Origin of the sequence: Oharaeibacter diazotrophicus (assembly GCF_004362745.1) — a bacterium.
Lineage (GTDB): Bacteria > Pseudomonadota > Alphaproteobacteria > Rhizobiales > Pleomorphomonadaceae > Oharaeibacter > Oharaeibacter diazotrophicus.
The window spans coordinates 1,749,945-1,767,988 of record NZ_SNXY01000006.1 but is presented as its reverse complement, the minus strand read 5'-3'; the positions used below and the strand labels follow the sequence as shown (position 1 = coordinate 1,767,988).

13 protein-coding genes are annotated in these 18,044 nt (G+C 72.6%); 5 read left to right on the top strand and 8 right to left on the bottom strand.

Annotated features, from left to right (window positions below; translation table 11 throughout):
• Positions 1-352 precede the first annotated feature (352 nt).
• Together EDD54_RS08290 and EDD54_RS08285 are read left to right on the top strand one after the other, a co-directional pair.
• Positions 353-2,506: a ferredoxin family protein gene (locus EDD54_RS08290; RefSeq protein ID WP_126541515.1), complete on the top strand. Its 2,154-nt coding sequence runs from the start codon at positions 353-355 to the stop codon at positions 2,504-2,506.
• A gap of 17 nt (positions 2,507-2,523) precedes the next feature.
• On the top strand, positions 2,524-4,071 hold the full coding sequence (locus tag EDD54_RS08285; protein WP_126541516.1) for an indolepyruvate oxidoreductase subunit beta family protein: 1,548 nt from the start codon (positions 2,524-2,526) through the stop codon (positions 4,069-4,071).
• A gap of 501 nt (positions 4,072-4,572) precedes the next feature.
• On the opposite strand, the gene EDD54_RS08280 is transcribed toward EDD54_RS08285, so the two are convergent.
• Positions 4,573-5,511, bottom strand: a complete 939-nt coding sequence (locus EDD54_RS08280) for an IS110 family RNA-guided transposase (protein WP_126541517.1) — start codon at positions 5,509-5,511, stop codon at positions 4,573-4,575.
• 246 nt (positions 5,512-5,757) lie between these two features.
• Positions 5,758-6,612: a quinoprotein dehydrogenase-associated SoxYZ-like carrier gene (locus EDD54_RS08275; RefSeq protein ID WP_165644356.1), complete on the bottom strand. Its 855-nt coding sequence runs from the start codon at positions 6,610-6,612 to the stop codon at positions 5,758-5,760.
• Positions 6,613-6,829: 217 nt separating this feature from the next.
• On the opposite strand from EDD54_RS08275, the gene EDD54_RS08270 reads away from it, so the two are divergent.
• Positions 6,830-7,468: a hypothetical protein gene (locus EDD54_RS08270; protein ID WP_126541519.1), complete on the top strand. Its 639-nt coding sequence runs from the start codon at positions 6,830-6,832 to the stop codon at positions 7,466-7,468.
• 7 nt (positions 7,469-7,475) lie between these two features.
• On the opposite strand, the gene EDD54_RS08265 is transcribed toward EDD54_RS08270, so the two are convergent.
• The 3 genes from EDD54_RS08265 to EDD54_RS08255 all read right to left on the bottom strand — a co-directional run bounded on the left by EDD54_RS08265 (position 7,476) and on the right by EDD54_RS08255 (position 10,720).
• A complete protein-coding gene (locus EDD54_RS08265; protein WP_126541520.1) occupies positions 7,476-7,982 on the bottom strand; it encodes a MarR family winged helix-turn-helix transcriptional regulator in 507 nt (168 codons plus the stop codon).
• A gap of 148 nt (positions 7,983-8,130) precedes the next feature.
• Positions 8,131-9,720 (bottom strand): phytoene desaturase family protein, encoded by a 1,590-nt coding sequence (locus EDD54_RS08260; RefSeq protein ID WP_126541521.1) that lies wholly within the window; start codon positions 9,718-9,720, stop codon positions 8,131-8,133.
• A 211-nt stretch (positions 9,721-9,931) separates the two neighbouring features.
• Positions 9,932-10,720: a cyclase family protein gene (locus EDD54_RS08255; protein WP_126541522.1), complete on the bottom strand. Its 789-nt coding sequence runs from the start codon at positions 10,718-10,720 to the stop codon at positions 9,932-9,934.
• A 335-nt stretch (positions 10,721-11,055) separates the two neighbouring features.
• Here EDD54_RS08255 and EDD54_RS08250 point away from each other — a divergent pair, with 335 nt between their 5' ends.
• A complete protein-coding gene (locus tag EDD54_RS08250) occupies positions 11,056-12,627 on the top strand; it encodes a phytoene desaturase family protein (RefSeq protein WP_126541523.1) in 1,572 nt (523 codons plus the stop codon).
• Positions 12,628-13,091: 464 nt separating this feature from the next.
• Positions 13,092-13,601 (top strand): MarR family winged helix-turn-helix transcriptional regulator, encoded by a 510-nt coding sequence (locus EDD54_RS08245; RefSeq protein ID WP_245515667.1) that lies wholly within the window; start codon positions 13,092-13,094, stop codon positions 13,599-13,601.
• Positions 13,602-13,732: 131 nt separating this feature from the next.
• Here EDD54_RS08245 and EDD54_RS08240 read toward each other — a convergent pair whose 3' ends face one another.
• The 3 genes from EDD54_RS08240 to EDD54_RS08230 form a co-directional block, all read right to left on the bottom strand.
• Positions 13,733-15,688, bottom strand: coding sequence for a 3-hydroxyacyl-CoA dehydrogenase NAD-binding domain-containing protein (locus EDD54_RS08240; RefSeq protein ID WP_126541524.1), 1,956 nt, complete (start codon positions 15,686-15,688; stop codon positions 13,733-13,735).
• 5 nt (positions 15,689-15,693) lie between these two features.
• Entirely contained in the window at positions 15,694-16,113 is a 420-nt protein-coding gene (locus EDD54_RS08235; protein ID WP_133673974.1) for a RidA family protein, read from the bottom strand.
• A 753-nt stretch (positions 16,114-16,866) separates the two neighbouring features.
• Positions 16,867-18,042, bottom strand: coding sequence for an acyl-CoA dehydrogenase family protein (locus tag EDD54_RS08230; RefSeq protein ID WP_126541526.1), 1,176 nt, complete (start codon positions 18,040-18,042; stop codon positions 16,867-16,869).
• Positions 18,043-18,044 lie beyond the last annotated feature (2 nt).

Here is an 18,044-nt window from a genome sequence, read left to right as displayed (position 1 = left end):
GTGACCGGGGTTTTCCCCGTGTCGTTGTTTCAAGCTTAAAATAACAAGTCGGCCGCTGCCAAGGGGAATCTGTGGGCATCCGGCGGCGCGGCGCAAGGCAAATCGCCGCCGCCTCGAGCGGTCGAGATGAATGCGTGTGCATATAATTGCGGCGACGACGCGAGTAGGCCGGGGCCAGGGTCGGCGTCGGCCGCGCAGCGATCGGGCGGGCCGGGGCGCGCTGCATTGCGGGAAGGGCGTGCCGGGCACGCCGATTGGACGATCGGGATCGGTTGACAGGTCCGGCGCGACGGAAATATGAATTTGCAAGCGATCGTCGTCGAGGGCGGCGATCTCCCCCGGGAGGCCCGATATGGCAGAGCGTTCGTTTGCCCGCGAAGTCGAGGACCTGAAGCTCGGCGAGGGCGAGATCTTCCGCGGCGAGGGCATCCTCGCGATCACCAAGGCGCTGCTGCAGTCGGGCGTCTCCTACGTCGGCGGCTACCAGGGCTCGCCGATCTCGCACCTGATGGACGTGCTGGCCGACGCCAAGGACGTCATGGAGGACCTCGGGGTCCACTTCGAATCGTCGGCCTCGGAGGCGACCGCGGCGGCGATGCTGTCGGCCTCGGTGATGTATCCGGTGCGCGGTGCGGTGACCTGGAAGTCGACCGCCGGCACCAACGTCGCCGCCGACGCGCTCTCCAACCTGTCGTCGTCCGGCGTCACCGGCGGCGCGCTGATCGTGATCGGCGAGGACTACGGCGAGGGCTCCTCGATCATGCAGGAGCGCAGCCACGCCTACGCGATGAAGTCGCAGATGTGGCTGCTCGACCCGCGACCCGACCTGCCGACCGTGGTGCGCATGGTCGAGGAGGGTTTCGAGCTCTCCGAGGCGTCGAGCACGCCGGTGATGCTGGAGGTGCGCATCCGCACCTGCCACGTCCACGGCCAGTTCGTCGCCAAGGCCAACCGCAAGCCGGCCTTCACGCTGAAGGAGGCGGTCGAGAACCCGGTGCGCGACGTCAACCGCATCGTGCTGCCGCCGGCCTCCTTCCTGCAGGAGAAGGACAAGCTCGAGCGGCGCTGGCCGGCCGCGGTGGAGTTCGTCAAGAGCCGCAAGCTCAACGAGCTGTTCGGACCGGAGACGGCCGAGATCGGCATCGTGCTCCAGGGCGGCATGTACAACAACGTCATGCGCGCCCTGCAACTTCTCGGCCTCGCGGACGTCTACGGCGAGACGGCGGTGCCGCTCTACGTGATGAACGTGACCTATCCGCTGATCGAGGACGAGCTGGTCGCCTTCTGCGCGTCCAAGAAGGCGGTGGTGGTGGTCGAGGAGGGCGCGCCCGAGTACATCGAGCAGGCGCTGAGCACCATCCTGCGTCGCCGCGACATCCAGACGAGGGTGTCGGGCAAGGACGTGCTGCCGATGGGCGGCGAATACACCACGCCGGTGCTGACCAAGGGGCTCCGGCAGTTCGTCGAGGCCAACGCCCGGCCGCTGCTCGGCAACCAGCCGCCGCTGCCGGACCCGTCCGGCGTGCTCGCCGACCCCAAGGTCAAGGCGCTGGCCGAGGTGGTGCCGGCCCGGCCGGCCGGCTTCTGCGTCGGCTGTCCGGAGCGGCCGATCTTCGCGGCGATGAAGCTGGTCGAGCAGGAACTCGGCCGACACCACGTCTCGGCCGACATCGGCTGCCACCTGTTCTCGATCCTGCCGCCGTTCAACATCGGCGCCACCACCATGGGCTACGGCCTCGGGCCCGCCTCGGCGTCGGCCTTCAACGTCGAGGCCGACAAGCGCCCGATCTCGGTGATGGGCGACGGCGGCTTCTGGCACAACGGCCTGAACTCGTCGGTCGGCAACGCCGTCTTCAACAAGCAGGACGGGGTGATCCTGGTCGTCGACAACTATTATTCGGCCGCCACCGGCGGGCAGGACATCCTGTCCTCGCGCGCGCTCAACCCGCGGCGCAAGACCAACAACTCGATCGTCGCCGCCGTGAAGGGCGTCGGCGCCACCTGGGTGCGCCAGATCGACCGCACCTACGACGTCGGCAAAATGCGCGACACGCTGCGCGAGGCGCTAACCACCGACGCGCCCGGACCGAAGATCATCGTCGCCTCCTCCGAGTGCATGCTGAACAAGCAGCGCCGGGTGAAGCCGCTGTTCGCCAAGGCGGTCAAGGACGGCCGGCGCGTGGTGCGCGAGAAGTTCGGCGTCGACGAGGACGTCTGCACCGGCGACCACGCCTGCATCCGCCTGTCCGGCTGCCCGTCGCTGACGGTCAAGCACACCGACGATCCGCTGAAGGACGATCCGGTCGCCGCCATCGACGAGAACTGCGTCGGCTGCGGCAATTGCGGCGAGGTCGCCGAGGCCGCGGTGCTGTGCCCGTCCTTCTACAAGGCCGAGGTGGTGCACAACCCGACCCGCTGGGACCTGCTGCTCGACCGCGTCCGCGGCACGGTCATCGCCTGGCTGCAGCGCCGCCGCGCGGCGCGCCGCGTCGTCTTCGCCGAGTGAACCCGGAGCCCACGCCCATGACGCGGCACGAGACCTTCCCCGCGCGCCTCTCCACCGACCGGCCGCTGTCGATCGCCATCCTCGCCATGGGCGGTCAGGGCGGCGGCGTGCTCGCCGACTGGATCGTCGCCCTCGCCGAAGCTGAGGGGTGGATGGCGCAGACCACATCGGTGCCGGGCGTCGCCCAGCGCACCGGCGCCACCATCTACTACGTCGAGATGCTGCCGGCGAAGGACGGGCGCGCGCCGGTGCTTTCGCTGATGCCGACGCCGGGCGACGTCGACGTCGTGATGGCCGCCGAACTGATGGAGGCGGGGCGCTCGGTCCTGCGCGGCCTCGTCACGCCCGACCGCACCACGCTGATCGCCTCGACACACCGCTCCTTCGCGGTGGTCGAGAAGGAGCGTCCCGGCGACGGCGTCGGCGACCCCGGCGTGGTCGTCGCCGCCACCGACTTCGCGGCCAAGCGCACCATCGCCTTCGACATGGAGGCGGTGGCCAAGGCGAACGGCAGCGTGATCTCGGCCTCGATGTTCGGCGCGCTCGCCGGTTCCGGCGTGCTGCCCTTCCCGCGCGAGGCCTTCGAGGCGACGATCGGCGCCGGCGGCAAGGGCGTCGAGGCGAGCCTGAAGGCCTTCCGCGTCGCCGCCGACCGCGTCCGCGACAAGCCGCGCGAGGCGGTGGCGCGCACGGCGCCGAAGCGGCTCGACGCCGTGCCGGAGACCGCCGGCCATCCCGCGCTCGACCGGCTGGTCCACCGCATCCGCGCGGAGTTCCCGGAAGCGGCGCGGGCGATGCTGTTCGCCGGCGTCAAGACGCTCACCGCCTACCAGGACCCCGACTACGCCGGCGAGTATCTCGACCGCGTCCGCCGGCTGCACGGCGAGGACGTCGCCGCCGGCGGCGCCGAGCGCGGCTTCGCCTTCACGGTGGCGGCGGCGAAATACGTCGCGGTCGCAATGGCCTACGACGACGTCGTCCGCGTCGCCGACCTCAAGACCCGCGCCGCCCGGCTCGCCCGTGTGCGCCGCGAGGTCGGCGTGCGCGAGGGCCAGGTGCTGCACACCACCGAGTACATGCACCCGCGCATGGAGGAGGTCTGCGGCACCCTGCCGGAGCGGCTCGGTCTCTTCATCGAGAACCGCCCGCGGCTCTACCGCGCGCTCGACCGGGTGGTGAACCGCGGCCGCCGCGTGAAGACGCACACGCTGTTCTGGTTCCTCGGGCTCTACATGGTCGCGGGCCTGCGCGGCCGCCGCCGCGGCTCGCTCCGCCACGCCCGCGAGACCGCCCACCGCGAAGCCTGGCTCGCCACCGCCTCGGCGACGCTCCCGGCCAACTACGACCTCGCCGTCGAGGTGCTCGGCTGCCGCCGGCTGGTCAAGGGCTATTCCGACACCCACGCCCGCGGCGTCTCCAAGTTCGACCGCGTGCTCTCCGCGCTGCCGACGCTGATCCCGCGCGAGGATGGCGCGGTCTGGCTCGCGCGGCTCCGGCAGGCCGCCCTGCTCGACGAGGCCGGCGTGGCGCTCGACGGGGCGCTGAAGACGGTGGGGACGTTGTGAAGGGGGCAGGGGGGAGGCAGTAGGGCTTCGGCAGTCGGCAGTCGGCAGTCGGGCTTCGGGTCTCGGACGGCGCTGGTCGTCGACGCGACTGCGTTGGTCGCGAGCCGCACCGTCGACCCCATCCTCGACCGGCCCTCTCCCCCCTGGAGGGGGAGAGTTGGAGAGAGGGGGCCGACGCCGAGAGACGTACGGTCTGCCGCCTCGTCATTCTGTCGCTTGGACAAATGTCGCGGCGGTTGCCTCCTCTCCCTGTCCCTCCCCCTCCAGGGGGGAGGGGACGCGGTTGCGAGGTTCAGGTTGCGGCGGACGCCAGGGCGTATCCGCTGAGAACGGTTTTCGCGAGCCGCACCGCCGGCCATCCGCTCGGCGGGCCCTCTCCCCCCTTGTGGGGGAGAATTGGAGAGAGGGGTACGCGGGGCTTCGACCGCCGGTACGTTCTATGCCGGGTGAACCCCTCTCCCTGTCCCTCCCCCCGCAAGGGGGGAGCGACTGTCTTGGTGGTCAAGCGTCTTGTGCGCGCCATGGTTGGCTGTCCCGGAGGATGGCGTTGAGGATGGTGAGGATCTTTCGAGCGACGGCGACGAGGGCGACGAGCTTCGGCTTGCCGGCTGCGACGAGCTTGTCGCGGAAGGCCTTGAGGGTCTCTTTCCATCGGCTGGCGACCATGGCGCCCATGAACAGGGCGGATCGGACCGGCGCTCGGCCGCCGCCGATGAAGCTCTTGCCGCGCCATTGTCCGGATTGCCGCGTCCAGGGCGCCAGGCCGACGAGCGCCGCGATCCGGCGGCGGTCGAGCGTGCCGAGTTCCGGCAGCTCGGCAAGGAGGGTTCGGGCGATCTGGTCGCCGATCCCCGGGACGGATGTGAGCAGCTCGGCCTTCGCCAGCCAATTCGGCGAGCGTCGGACGGTGGCGTCGATGTCGCCGTCGATGTCGTCCAGTTCCTTCTGCAGCGCCTTCAGGAGCCGCAGGATGCTCTTGCGCATGCGCGCCGAGGCGCGGTCGAGGCGCTGGTTCTCCGCACCGATCATGGCCACGATCTGCCGGCGTCTGGCCACGAGATCGGCCAGGGCCTCGGTTTCGGCGTCCGGCAGGGGCCGCACGGGCGGCCGGGTCGCCGCGGCGAAGTGGGCGATGACGGCGGCGTCGATCGCGTCGGTCTTCGCCCGCTTGCCCAAGGCCCGGGCAAAGGCCCTGACCTGGGCCGGATTGACCACGACGACGGGAAGCCCCGCTCCCGCCAGGGCGGCCACGACGACCGTCTCGAAGCCGCCCGTGGCCTCGAGTGCGATCCTGCCCGGGCCGAGCGGCTTCAGCCGATCGACCAAGGCGGCCAACCCATCTCCGTCGCGCGACACGCTGAAGGCGGCGAACGAGGCCGTGGTCGCAGCGACGTCCAGCCGATCCTTGGAGACGTCGATGCCGATGTCGAGGGCGTCCATCCGATCCCATCCTTGCGCAAGCGGGCTTCGCTTCGAGCGGCCCAAGCGACTGTTCGGGTTCGATGGAACGGCGGACGAAGACCCTCGCTCCCCCACGGGCTTGATGTCCCAAAGGGCTCCCGGTCTCCCGTCCGCCACCGCAACCGGCACTATACCAACTGCGGCACAGGGGAAGTTACAAGGGGACGCGGTGGGGTTGTTCAGGGTAAGGCAGATGCGCGGGCGGTTCCGGCGAGCCGCTCCCCCTCAGGTGCCGGAGGCGTCGAGCGGGAAGGCGCGGTGGAAGCGCAGGCCCTCGCTGTCGGACACGTCGACGGCGAGGTCCTTGCCGCGGCTCGGCGTGGCGTAGGTGATGCGGAAATGCGGGTTCTCCGACACCGAGATGCCGCTCTCGATCGTCACCAGCGGGCGGCCGTCCTGCGCCAGCGCCATCTCGGTCATGAAGTGGGCCGGGATGTAGTAGAGCGTGACGTAGTCCATCTGCATGCCCGTGTAGTTCGGGTGCTGGACGGAGATCTCGACCTGTCGCTCGAGCGAGCCGTCGGCGCGCGGGGTGCGGCCGATCTCGGAGAAGGCCATCTCGCCGAGGTCCTTCAGCGCCGCCTCGCGCAGTTCGACGCCGCGGGCCGAACAGCCGCCGGAGCCCTTGACGAAGCGCTCGACAGCGAGCAGCCGGCCGTCGGCGGTCTCGGCGACGAGGTGGACGCTCGAGAAGCGATTGACGCGGATGGTGGTCTCGACCTTGGCGAGGACCGCGCCGTCGGCGACGTCGAAGCTGGCGACCACCGGCGAGGGATTCTCGTCGACGATCAGCGTCAGCTTCTCGATCCGGTCCGGGCCGGCGGCGGGGCCGGCCGTGGTGATCGTGACCGGGATGGCGCCGGCGTCGGGGTGGTTGACCGGGGCGGCGAGCGCGATCAGGCCGGTGCCGTCGCCGATCGGGCGACCACCGAACACGTCGGCCGACAGGGCCGGCCAGCTGCTCTCCGCCGCGCTCGCCGGCGCATCCTCGGCCGCCGCGGGTCCGACGAGGGCCGACGCCAGGAGCAGCGCCGCGACCAGCGGGCCGCGGCCGATACCGCCACGCTTCATCATCTCCATCCCCGTTTCCTCGCCGGGCGGCTCCTCCGCACGCCCGTCCCTCGGGGGAGAAGAATAGCGAAACCGCTTTGCGCCGCCAGCGGGAAGCCGGGAAATATTTCCTGAAGGGCAGGGCGCGTGCCGGGGGCGGGGGGCGGGAACGCGCCGCACGCGGGTACGGCCTTGTGACGCGCGTGCACATCTGCAACCATCGGCCCTCGGTTGCGGAGGGGCGGCCATGCCTTTGAAGTCGTCGATCTTCGGATTCGCCAGCCTGGGGGCGTTGACGGGCGCCCTGCTGATCTTCTCCTCGACGCCGATCGCCGGGACGCTGTTGCCGCTGCTGTTCGGGCTGACGGCCGCCGTCGGCGCGTTCGGTTTGTCGAAGGCGGATCTGGGCAAGCCGGAGAACCGGGACAAGATCGAACTGGTGTCGAAGTCGGCGGGCGCGCTGTTCGTCGCCTGCCTCGTCACCGGGATCCTGTCGGTCGCGATCAAGCCGGCGGTGATCGCCCATCTGAACCCGCCACCCGAAACGCCGATCGACGTATCCGACAGCCCGGACGTGGCCAAGGCGGTTGCGCTCCGAGCCAAGATGCTCCGGCTCGGCGCCACCAACGCTGAGATCGCGGCCGCGGTCAAGGCGAAGGCCGATCCCGCGGTGCTCGATCAGGCGATCAAGTTGCTCGGTGAGAACTCGTTGGGCGCACCGGGAGCAACGAATGCGCCTCCAGGCGCGGGTGCATTTCAGACGTCATGCGAGGACGGCTTCTGCCAGCCTGTGCCCTTCAAGCTCGCGGGCCCCAAGGATGGCGGCGTGGCCCAAGTGCCAGACTTCGTCGACGCGTGGCGGAAGGCGATGGAGGGTGGCAGCTGAACCGCCCTCACAGCTCGTGCTTGCGGATGTTCCTGAGCAGCTTGTGGAGGGTGGCGACGAAGGCTCGGTACTCCTCGTCGTCGACACCGTCGAACAGGGCGCGGAAGTCCTCGTACATCACCGGCCAGAAGCTGTCGAAGGCGGCGCGGCCCTCCTCGGTGACCGAGACGTCGCGCACGCGCATGTCCTCGGGGCGGGGGACGCGGCGGATCAGGCCCTGGTCCTCGAGGGCGTCGAGGGTGCGGCTCATGGTCGACTGCTCGGTGACGGCGTAGACCGACAGCTCGTTGATGGTCAGGCTGCCCGACAGGCACAGCACCGCGAGCGCGCGCATCTTGGTAGTGGTGAGGTCGTGCGCCTTGAGGTCCTCGGCGAGGTTGGCGTTCCAGCGCGCCATGACCCGGTTCATCAGATAGGGCGCGAAGTGGTTGAGCCCGATCTCGCCGAGGGTCGGGCGCGTGGCGGGATCGACGCCGTCGCCGCCGAGGATGCCGCCCGTGAAGCGCTCGTCCATGTCGCCGTCCCCCCGAGGTCTCGTTCCTGTCCCGTGACGTCCCGATGCATCGGGACGCAACGGGGTTTCGGCCTTGCGGCCGGCGCCCGGCCGGGCGCCTCTCGCGCGCAAGCCTCCGGCCCGAGGCAGGAGGCTTGCGCGCTCGGTGTCATTTCAGCGCCGAACCGAGCAGGAAGCCGGAGCCGCCGCCGAGGCCGGGGCCCGGGTGGGTCGAGGCGCCGATGTGCCAGAGCCCGTCGACGTGGGTGCGGTGGTTGATCGACGACTTGAACGGCCGCCACAGGAAGAACTGGTCGAGGCCGCAGAAGCCGCCGTAGGGGTCGCCGCCGACGAGGTTGACGTTCATCGCCTGGAGGTCGGCCGGCGAGTAGACGCGGCGGGCGATCACGCCGTCGCGGAAGTTCTCGACGTGGGCGGCGAGCAGCGCCTCGACGCGGTCGGCGTAGGCCTCGCGCACCGCCTCGGTCCAGCGGCCGTCGGCGGGGACGTCGATCGAGCCGGCGGCGTCGCCCTTGATGACGCGCGGCGCCTCGGGCAGTTGCAGCCACAGGATCGCCTTGCCGTCCGGCGCGCGCGAGGGATCGAGCGCGGTCGGCTGGCCGACGCAGATGGTGGGCTCGGCCGGCAGCAGGCCGCGCTCGGCCTCGTTGGCGGCGCGCGAGACGCCGTCGAGGCCGGGCGTCAGGTGGATCAGCGCGACCTTGTCGAGGGCCGGCCCGGCCTTCCAGCGCGGCGGGGCGGAGAGCGCGTAGTGGATCTGGACGTTGCCCTTGCCCCAGCGGTAGCGGGCGAGGCCGGCGGTGACCTCTGCCGGCACCGGGCGGGGGAAGTCGGCGAGCAGGCGGCCGTAGAGCTGGTCGGGCGCGACCGAGCAGATCACGCCGCGGCGGGCCGTGATCGTCTCACCGCCGGCGAGGCGGACGCCGGCGGCGCGGTCGCCCGGGCCGGGCACGATGCCGACGACGTCGGCGCCGGTGTGGATGGAGCCGCCCTGGTCGACGATCAGCCGCTCGAAGGCGGAAAGCGCGTTGCGGGCGCCGCCGGTGACGATCGGGCAGCCGGCGATCTCGATGGCGAAGGCGATCACCCGGGCCATGGCGCCGGAATAGGCGCTCTCCGGGCCGAGGCCGGTGTGCAGCACCCACGGCGCCCAGAGCGCGCGCAGCGCCTCGGACGCATAGGCGCCCTCGAGGTGGGCACGGGCGGTGACGAGTTGCTCGCCGAACCAGGCCATGAGCCCGCGCGGACCGCGCCGCAGGGCCTCCTTCGCCACCGCCTTGAAGATCGGCGCCGACCACAGCGAGCCGCCGAGCAGCGCGAACAGGAAGGACGCGTCGGCGCCGAGGCCGTCCATCTCGCGGGCGAAGGCGGCGCCGTCGCCGGCGGCGAGCGCCTCGAAGGCGGCGACGTTGCGGGCGCGGTCCTTGGTGAAGACCACGTGGGAGCCGTCCGGCCGGAGCACGGCGGTCGGCGTGTCGGTGTGGGAGAAGGAGAGACCCCGCGCCTCGAGGTCCTTGCCGAGCGCGGCATAGGCCGGCGACAGCAGGAACAGCACGAAGGTGGTGGCCATGACGTCGTGGACGAAGCCCGGGGCCGTGATCTCCTCGGTGCGGATGCAGCCGCCGATGCGATCGTTGCGCTCCAGCACCACGACCCGGCGGCCCTTCCGGCCGAGCATCGCCGCCGCGACCAGCGCGTTGATGCCGCTGCCGACGATCACGTAGTCAGGTTCGGACATGGGGGCTCCGGGAGTGGGGCACGGGCGGGGTGGGGACGGGCCAAGTCGGACGCCGTCGCGGTTCCCCCTCATCCGCCTGCCGGCACCTTCTCCCGCGAGGGGAGAAGGAGCGCGGGGGATTCCGCGAGGGGAGAGGGAGCGCGGTGGCGCCGTGGTTGGAGCCGGCGGGCGCCGGGGCGCCCGCCGGTGGACTTCGCCGTGCGGCCGGCCGTCAGGCCGGGACGAGGGCGAGCGCGCGGACCGGCGAGCCGGTGCCGTTGACGAACTTCAGCGGGGCGGCGATCAGGACGGCGCCCTTGGCCGGGAGCTGGTCGAGGTGGCAGAGGCTGGCGAGGCCGTATTTGTTGGCCTTGTGCATCAGGTTGTGGGCCGGGAAGGGCGGGTTCATGCCGCCGGCCGAGCCGGCGTCGGTGCCGACCGTCTCGGAGCCCCAGCCGACGATGCCCTTGGAGAGCAGGTACTCGATCGCCTCGGCGGTGGGCCCGGGGGAATGCGGGCCGTTGGCGTCGGCGTTGAGGAAGGTCTCGGTCGAGCCGTTGCGCTTGTACCAGTCGGTGCGCAGCACCACCCAGGAGCCGGCCTCGATGGCGCCGTGCTCGGCCTCCCAGGCCTGGATGCTCTCGACCGTGAGCAGGTAGTCCGGGTTCTCCGCGGCTTCCTTCGAGCGGTCGATCACGTTGACCGGGGCGACGAAGTTCTGCGGCGGGATGCGGTCGGTGGTGCCGTCGGCGTAGTCCTTGCCGGTGATCCAATGCACCGGGGCGTCGAAGTGGGTGCCGGTGTGCTCGCCGAGCTCCAGCCAGTTCCAGGCCCAGTAGGGGCCGTCGCCGTCGTAATGGGAGATGGTGTGCACCTTCACCGGCGGCGTGTTCTTGCCGATCTGCGGCGGCAGGAAGATCACCGGCGTCTCCGGGCCGAGCGGGGCGGTCAGGTCGACCACCTTGACGGCGCCCGAGAGGAGGGCCGACGCGAGGCCGGCGAGGCTTTGGCTGGAACTCATGGATGTCGTCCCCTGGCAAGATCCGGAACGGGCGCCCGACGGCCTTCCTCCGCCGTCCGCCGCCCGTGGTCCCGGGTGGCGGCATCTCGGACGCGTCCGGAGGGCATCCTACGCCCGAAATATGGGATTGCAAGTATCGGGGCGCGCTCCGGCCGAGTGTCGAGGGGCCGCGCCGAGCCGGAGCTTCGCCGCCGACCACCGCGGAACGGTGCGGTTCGTGGACGGAGCGCCGGCCTCGCCGGCCCGCCGCGCCCGCGTCCGCGCTGTTGCAGCGGCGGCCGAGAGATGTATGCATATGGGAGTTTCGAGGATCGGCTCGGCGGGAGGTTCGGACGATGGACTACGACGCGATCGTCGTCGGCGCGGGACACAACGGTCTGGCGGCGGCGGTGCATCTCGCCACCCGCGACTGGAAGGTCGCGGTGGTGGAGCGTGCGGACGAGCCGGGCGGCGCGGTGAAGACGCGCGAATTGACGCTGCCGGGCTTCCGCCACGACGTCGCGGCGATGAACCTGTCGATGTTCGCCGGGTCCGGCTTCCTCGCCGAGCACCGCGATCTGCTCTCCGCCCACGGCCTCGGCTTCGTGCCGGCGGCCGACTGCTTCGCCAGCGTGTTCCGCGACGGCACCCACCTCGGCGTCTCCACCGATCTCGACAAGACCGTCGCAGGCATCGCCGCGCGCTCGCCGGCCGACGCCGAAGCGTGGAAGGCGATGCTGGCCGGCTTCGGCGCCGACGCCCCGCACATCTTCGGCCTGCTCGGCGCGCCGATGCCCTCGCTCGCCGCCGCCAAGGTGCTGTGGAAGGCCTGGCGCCGGCGCGGCACCGGCTGGCTCCACGATACCGCCCGGCTGCTGCTCGCTTCGCCGCGCGACTTCCTCGACGCCCGCTTCGAGGATCCCGCGGTGAAGACGATGATGGCGGCCTGGGGGCTGCATCTCGACTTCGCACCCGACGTCGCCGGCGGCGCGCTGTTCCCCTATCTGGAATCGATGGCCAACCAGGCCTTCGGCATGGTGATCGGCCAGGGCGGCGCCGACACCATCGTCAAGGCGATGACCGGCGCGCTGGCGGCGAAGGGCGGCGAACTGATCCTCGGCACGGCGGTGGAGCGGATCGAGACGGACGGCGGCCGGGCGACCGGCGTGCGGCTCGCCGACGGCCGCCTGCTCAAGGCCAAGCGCGCCGTGATCGCCAACGTCCACCCCAAGCTGCTGTTCGGCCGGCTGCTGCCGCCCGATTCCGCCCGCGCCGACTTCGACGCCAAGGTGGCGCGCTTCCGCGCCGGGCCGGGCACGATGATGATCCACCTCGCCATGGACGACCTGCCGGACTGGCGCGCCGGGGCGGACCTCCGCCGCTTCGCCTATGTCCACGTCGCCCCGGACATGGCGATGATGGCGCGCGTCTACGCGGAGGCGAGCGCGGGCCTCCTGCCGGCCGAGCCGGTGCTGGTGGTCGGCCAGCCGACCGCGATCGATCCCTCGCGCGCCCCCGCCGGCAAGCACGTGCTGTGGATCCAGGTCCGCGTGCTGCCGGCCGAGATCCGCGGCGACGCCGCCGGCACCATCGCCGCGCGCGACTGGGACGGCGCGAAGGACGCCTACGCCGGGCGCGTCCTCGACCTCCTCGAGACTTACGCTCCCGGCACGCGGGCGAAGATCCTCGGCCGCGCCGTGTTCTCCCCGCTCGACCTCGAACGCGAGAACCCCAACCTCGTCGGCGGCGACAACCTCTCGGGCAGCCACCACCTCGACCAGAACTTCCTGTTCCGCCCGGTGCCGGGCTGGTCGCGCTACGCGACGCCGGTCAAGGGACTGCACATGTGCGGGGCGTTCACCTGGCCGGGCGCGGGCACGGGGGCGGGGTCGGGGTACATGGTGGGGAAGATGTTGGCGGGGCGGTAGGCGGGGGGCTTCGGCAGTCGGCAGTCGGCAGTCGGGCTTCGGGGCGGCGGTCGGCGGTCGGCGGGGCCGTCGGGTCTCGGCCGCGGGACTCGGAGCTACCGGCCGCCACCGCCGCGACGGATTCCCTCCCCCCTCGTGGGGGAGGGTCAGGGAGAGGGGTGTGCGACGCCTCCACCGCCGCACCGGCGGACACGTGGGGAACCCCCTCTTCAACTCTCCCCCACAAGGGGGGAGAGGGCAGGGCGGGCTTCCGTGCGAGGGGGGATGGGCCGGGGCATGCCGTCGGCCGGCGAAGTCCGACTGCCGACTGCCGAAGTCCGACAGCCTACTGCCGAAGCCCGACTGCCGACTGCCGACTGCCGAAGCCCGACTGCCCAAGCCCTACTGCCTACTGCCTACCACCCCACTCTTTGACATTTGAAATATCCCTCCGTAATCCTGATGGCCGGACACGGGATCGCGGCATGGACCAGGACAGCGGCAACGTCGACCTCGAGATCATCGTCAAGGGCACGCCGGAGGGCCACAAGCAGGAGCTCCGGCTGTGGCTCAGGATGCTCTCGACCACCAACCTGATCAGCCAGGAGGTGCGCCGGCGGCTCAGGGCGCAGTTCGGCATGACGCTGCCGCAGTTCGACCTGATGGCGCAGCTCGACCGCGAGCCGGCCGGACTCCGGCTCGGCGAACTTTCCAAACGGATGATGGTGACCAACGGCAACGTCACCGGGCTCGTCGACCGGCTCGAGAGCGACGGGCTGATCAGCCGCGAATCCGCCGACGGCGACCGTAGGGTCACGGTGGCGCGGCTGACGGCCAAGGGCCGCGACACCTTCGCCGCCATGGCGCATGCCCACGAGGGCTGGCTCTCCGACATGCTCGCCGACGTCGAGCCGCGGCTGGTGGCGGCGACGCTGCGCGACCTCGGCGTCGTCAAGGCCTCGGTCGCCGCGCATCTGACCGCGGGCGAGGACTGATCCCGAGCTCGCAAAGTTCCGACCTGTGGTCGGAGCTTTACGGGCGAGGAGCGCCCGACCGGGCGCCGGCCGGATGGCCGAAACCTCGCACGGTCCCGACGAGTCGGGACCGTGCGAGACTGGTATGAACCTCAACCCGCCGCCGCCGTCTCGAACATCGGGCCGCCGCGCCAGTCGGGATAGCCGTAGCCGGCGATCATGACGAGGTCGACGTCGGAGGCGCGTTGCGCGATGCCCTCGTCGACGAGGGCGCGGCCTTCGCGGGCCATGGCGCCGACGAGGCGGCGGACGATCTCGTCGGCGGCGACGACGCGGCGGGCGACGCCGGCCTCGGCCGAGGCGGCCTCGACCAGGGCGGTCACCTCGGGATCCACGCGGCGCTCGCCGCCATCGTAGGCGTACCAGCCGCGGCCGGCCCGGCGGCCGAGGCGGCCGCGCTCGCAGAGCCGGTCGGCGATGGTCGGCGCCGGGGAGAGGCGGCCGGCGGCGCGCAGGCGCTCGCGTCGGGCCCGGGCGATCTCGAGGCCGGCGAGGTCGAACACCGCGAACGGACCCATGGCGAGGCCGTGCGCCTCCATGGCAGCGTCGATCGTCTCGGGGTACGCGCCGTCGAGCAGCAGCCGCTCGGCCTCGTCGCGATAGGCAGAGAAGACGCGGTTGCCGACGAAGCCCTCGCAGACGCCGGTGACCACCGGCAATTTGCCGAGGCGTTTGGCGACGGCGATCGCGGTGGCGAGCACGTCGGGCGCGACGGCGCCGGTGCGGACCACCTCGACGAGGCGCATCACGTCGGCCGGCGAGAAGAAGTGCAGGCCGACGACACGGCCGGGGTCGGCGACCACGGCGGCGATGGCGTCGGGATCGAGGTAGCTGGTGTTGGTGGCGAGGATGGCGTCGGGCCGGACGATGGCCGAGAGGGCCGCGAACAGCTCGCGCTTGACGTCGAGGTCGTCGAACACCGCCTCGACGACGAGGTCGGCGGCGGCGAAGGCGGCGCGATCGGCCGAGACGGCGATGCGGCCGAGCCGGGCGTCGCGCTCGGCGGCGGCGAGGCGGCCGGTGGCGACGCGGCGGTCGTAGAGCGCGGCGAGGCGGTCGCGGCCGGCGGCGGCGGCGGGTTCGTCGCGCTCGACCACGATCACCGCGCAGCCGGCGTCGGCGGCGGCCGCGGCGATGCCGGAGCCCATCAGGCCGCAGCCGGCGACGCCGACGGTGGTGACCGCGCGCGGGGCGACGCCGTCGAGCCCGGGGACGCGCGCAGCCTCGCGCTCGGCGAAGAAGACGTGGCGGAGCGCCCTCGCCTGATCGGTCTCCTTGAGGCGCGCGACCGTCTCCCATTCGCGGGCGAGGCCGTCGCGGAGCGGCAGGTCGGCGCTCGCGAGCACGAGGCGGGCGGCCTCGCCGGGCGCGATCCGGCCGCGGGCGCGGGCCTCGACCTTGGCGACGACGGCCTCGACGGCGGCGCGGTCGAAGGCGGGGACGGGGCGGTCGCCGGTGCGGCGCGGGGCGTCGAGGTCGGCGGCGAGGGCGACGGCCTCCGTGAGGAGGTCGGGGCCGGCGATGCGGTCGACGAGGCCGCTCGCGAGCGCGTCGGCGGCGTCGACCGGGCGGCCGGAGGTCGCCATCTCGATCGCGCGGGGCACGCCGACGAGGCGCGGCAGCCGCTGGGTGCCGCCGGCGCCGGGGACGATGCCGAGCTTGACCTCGGGCAGCCCCATCCGCGCGCCCGGGGCGGCGATCCGGGCGTGGCAGGCGAGGGCGATCTCGAGCCCGCCGCCGAGCGCGGTGCCGTGCAGCGCGGCGACGACGGGCTTTGCCGACGCCTCGATGGCGTCGCAGACGTCGGTCAGTCGCGGCGGCTCGGGGGGCCGGCCGAACTCGCGGACGTCGGCGCCGGCGACGAAGCTGCGGCCGGCGCAGGCGATCACGACGGCACGGACGTCCGGGTCGGCGTTCGCGCCGGCGATCGCGGCGACGAGCCCGGCGCGGACGGCGTGCGAGGCGGCGTTGACGGGGGGCGAGTCGATGGTGACGACCGCGACGGCGCCGTCGCGGCGGGTGGTCACCACGGGGGCGGCGTCGGTCATCGGGTTCAGTCCGGCACGACGGCGGTGGCCTGGATCTCGACCAGCGCCTCGTCCTCGACGAGGCCGGAGACCTCGACGACCGCCATGGCCGGGAAGTTGCGGCCCATCACCTCGCGCCAGACCGCGCCGATCTCCTTGAGCTTGGCGGCGTAGTCGCGGCGGTCGATCAGGTACCACGTCATGGTGGTGACGTGCTCGGGCCCGGCGCCGGCCTCGGCCAGCACGGCGACGACGTTGAGGAGGGCTTGGCGGATCTGGCCGGCGAGGTCCGTGGCCTCGAACCGCATGTCCGGCGTCCAACCGATCTGGCCGCCCACGAACACGACGCGCCCGCGCGCCTCCATGCCATTGGCATAACCCTTCGGCTGCGGCCAGCCCTCGGGCTGCAGGACACGGGGACGGGGGGCGGGGGGACGGTCGAGCATGGCGGGGATTCCGGTGGAGTGGGGATCAGGAAAGGGGGAGGGGGAGGGGGAGGGGGCGGGGCGCGGTTCTGCCCTCCCCCTTGCGGGGAGGGTCGGCGCGGAGCGCCGGGGTGGGGTGGCCGGGCAGGGGCTCGACGGGAATGGGGTTGAGCGCGTGCGGTGGGGAGGGACGGGCGTCGCGGCGGTCGAGGCGTACCCCACCCCGCCGGCCTTCGGCCGTCGACCCTCCCCGCAGGGGGGAGGGTAGTGAGGTGGCGCCGGCCGTTCTTCTACCCTCCCCCTTGCGGGGAGGGTCGGCGCGGAGCGCCGGGGTGGGGTGGCCGGGCAGGGGCTCGACGGGAATGGGGTTCCCCGCGCGCGGTGGGGAGGGACGGGCGTCGCGGCGGTCGAGGCGTACCCCACCCCGCCGGCCTTCGGCCGTCGACCCTCCCCACGAGGGGGAGGGTAGTGGGGTGGAGCCGGCGCGGGTCGTCCTTCTACCCTCCCCCTCGTGGGGAGGGTCGGCGCGGAGCGCCGGGGTGGGGTGGCCGGGCAGGGGGGCGACGGGATCGGGGTTCCCCGCGCGCGGTGGGGAGGGACGGGCGTCGCGGCGGTTGACGCGGACCCCACCCCGCCGGCCTTTGGCCGTCGACCCTCCCCGCAGGGGGGAGGGTAGATCGGTGGCGCCGGCGTGGGCCGTTCTTCTACCCTTCCCCTCGTGGGGAGGGGCGGCGCGGAGCGTCGGGGTGGGGCGTGCGACGGCGTCGGTGCCCGTCATCGCCCGGGCTCCTCGAGGAGTGCGCGGGCGACGATGAGCTTCTGGACCTCGGTGGCGCCTTCGTAGATGCGGAGCGCGCGGATCTCGCGATAGAGGCGCTCCACCGTCTCGCCGACGCGGACGCCGCGGCCGCCGAAGAGCTGGACGGCGCGGTCGATCACGGTCTGGGCGGTCTCGGTGGCGGTCATCTTGGCCATGGCCGCCTCCTTGGTGGTGGGCAGGCCCTGGACGTCGCGGCGCCAGGCGGCGCGGAAGGTGAGGAGGGCGGCGGCGTCGACGCCGGTCGCCATGTCGCCGAGGGCGGCCTTGGTGAGCTGGAGGTCGGCGAGGGTGGCGCCGAGCATGCGGCGGCCGCGGGCGTGGGCGGTCGCCTCGTCGAGGGCGCGGCGGGCGAAGCCGAGCGCGGCGGCGGCGACCGAGGCGCGGAAGACGTCGAGCGTGCGCATGGCGAGCTTGAAGCCCTCGCCGGACGCGCCGAGCCGGCGCTCGGCCGGAATGCGGCAGCCGTCGAAACGGATGGTGGCGAGCGGGTGCGGCGCCATCACGTCGATCCGCTCGACGATCGAGAAGCCGGGGTCGTCGGCGAAGACGGCGAAGGCGGAGATGCCGCGCGTGCCCGGCGCCTCGCCGGTGCGGGCGAACACGGTGTAGACGTCGGCGATGCCGCCGTTGGAGATCCAGGTCTTCTCGCCGTCGAGCACGTAGGCGTCGCCGTCGGCGCGGGCGGCGCAGGTCATGGCGGCGACGTCGGAGCCGGCGTCCTTCTCGGAGAGCGCGAAGGCGGCGACGAACGCGCCGGCGCGCACCTTCGGCAGCACGGCGGCCTTCAGCTCGGGCGCGCCGGCGAAGGCGATGGCGCCGGTGCCGAGGCCCTGCATGGCGAAGGCGAAATCGGCGAGACCGTCGTGCCAGGCGAGGGTCTCGCGGGCGAGGCAGAGCGCGCGCGAGGAGATCGCCGAGGCGTCGCGGTCGGGGGCGGCGACGGCGACGTCGAGCAGGCCGGCGGCGCCGAGCCGGCGCACCAGCGTGCGGCAGGTGCCGTCGACGTCGTGGTGGTCGAGGCCGGAGAGGCCCTCGGCGGCGAAGGCGTCGAGGCGCTCGGCGTAGGCGCGGTGCTCGGGGCCGAAGAAGGGCCAGTCGAGATGGTCGCGGGCGGGGCGGGCGGCGGCCATGG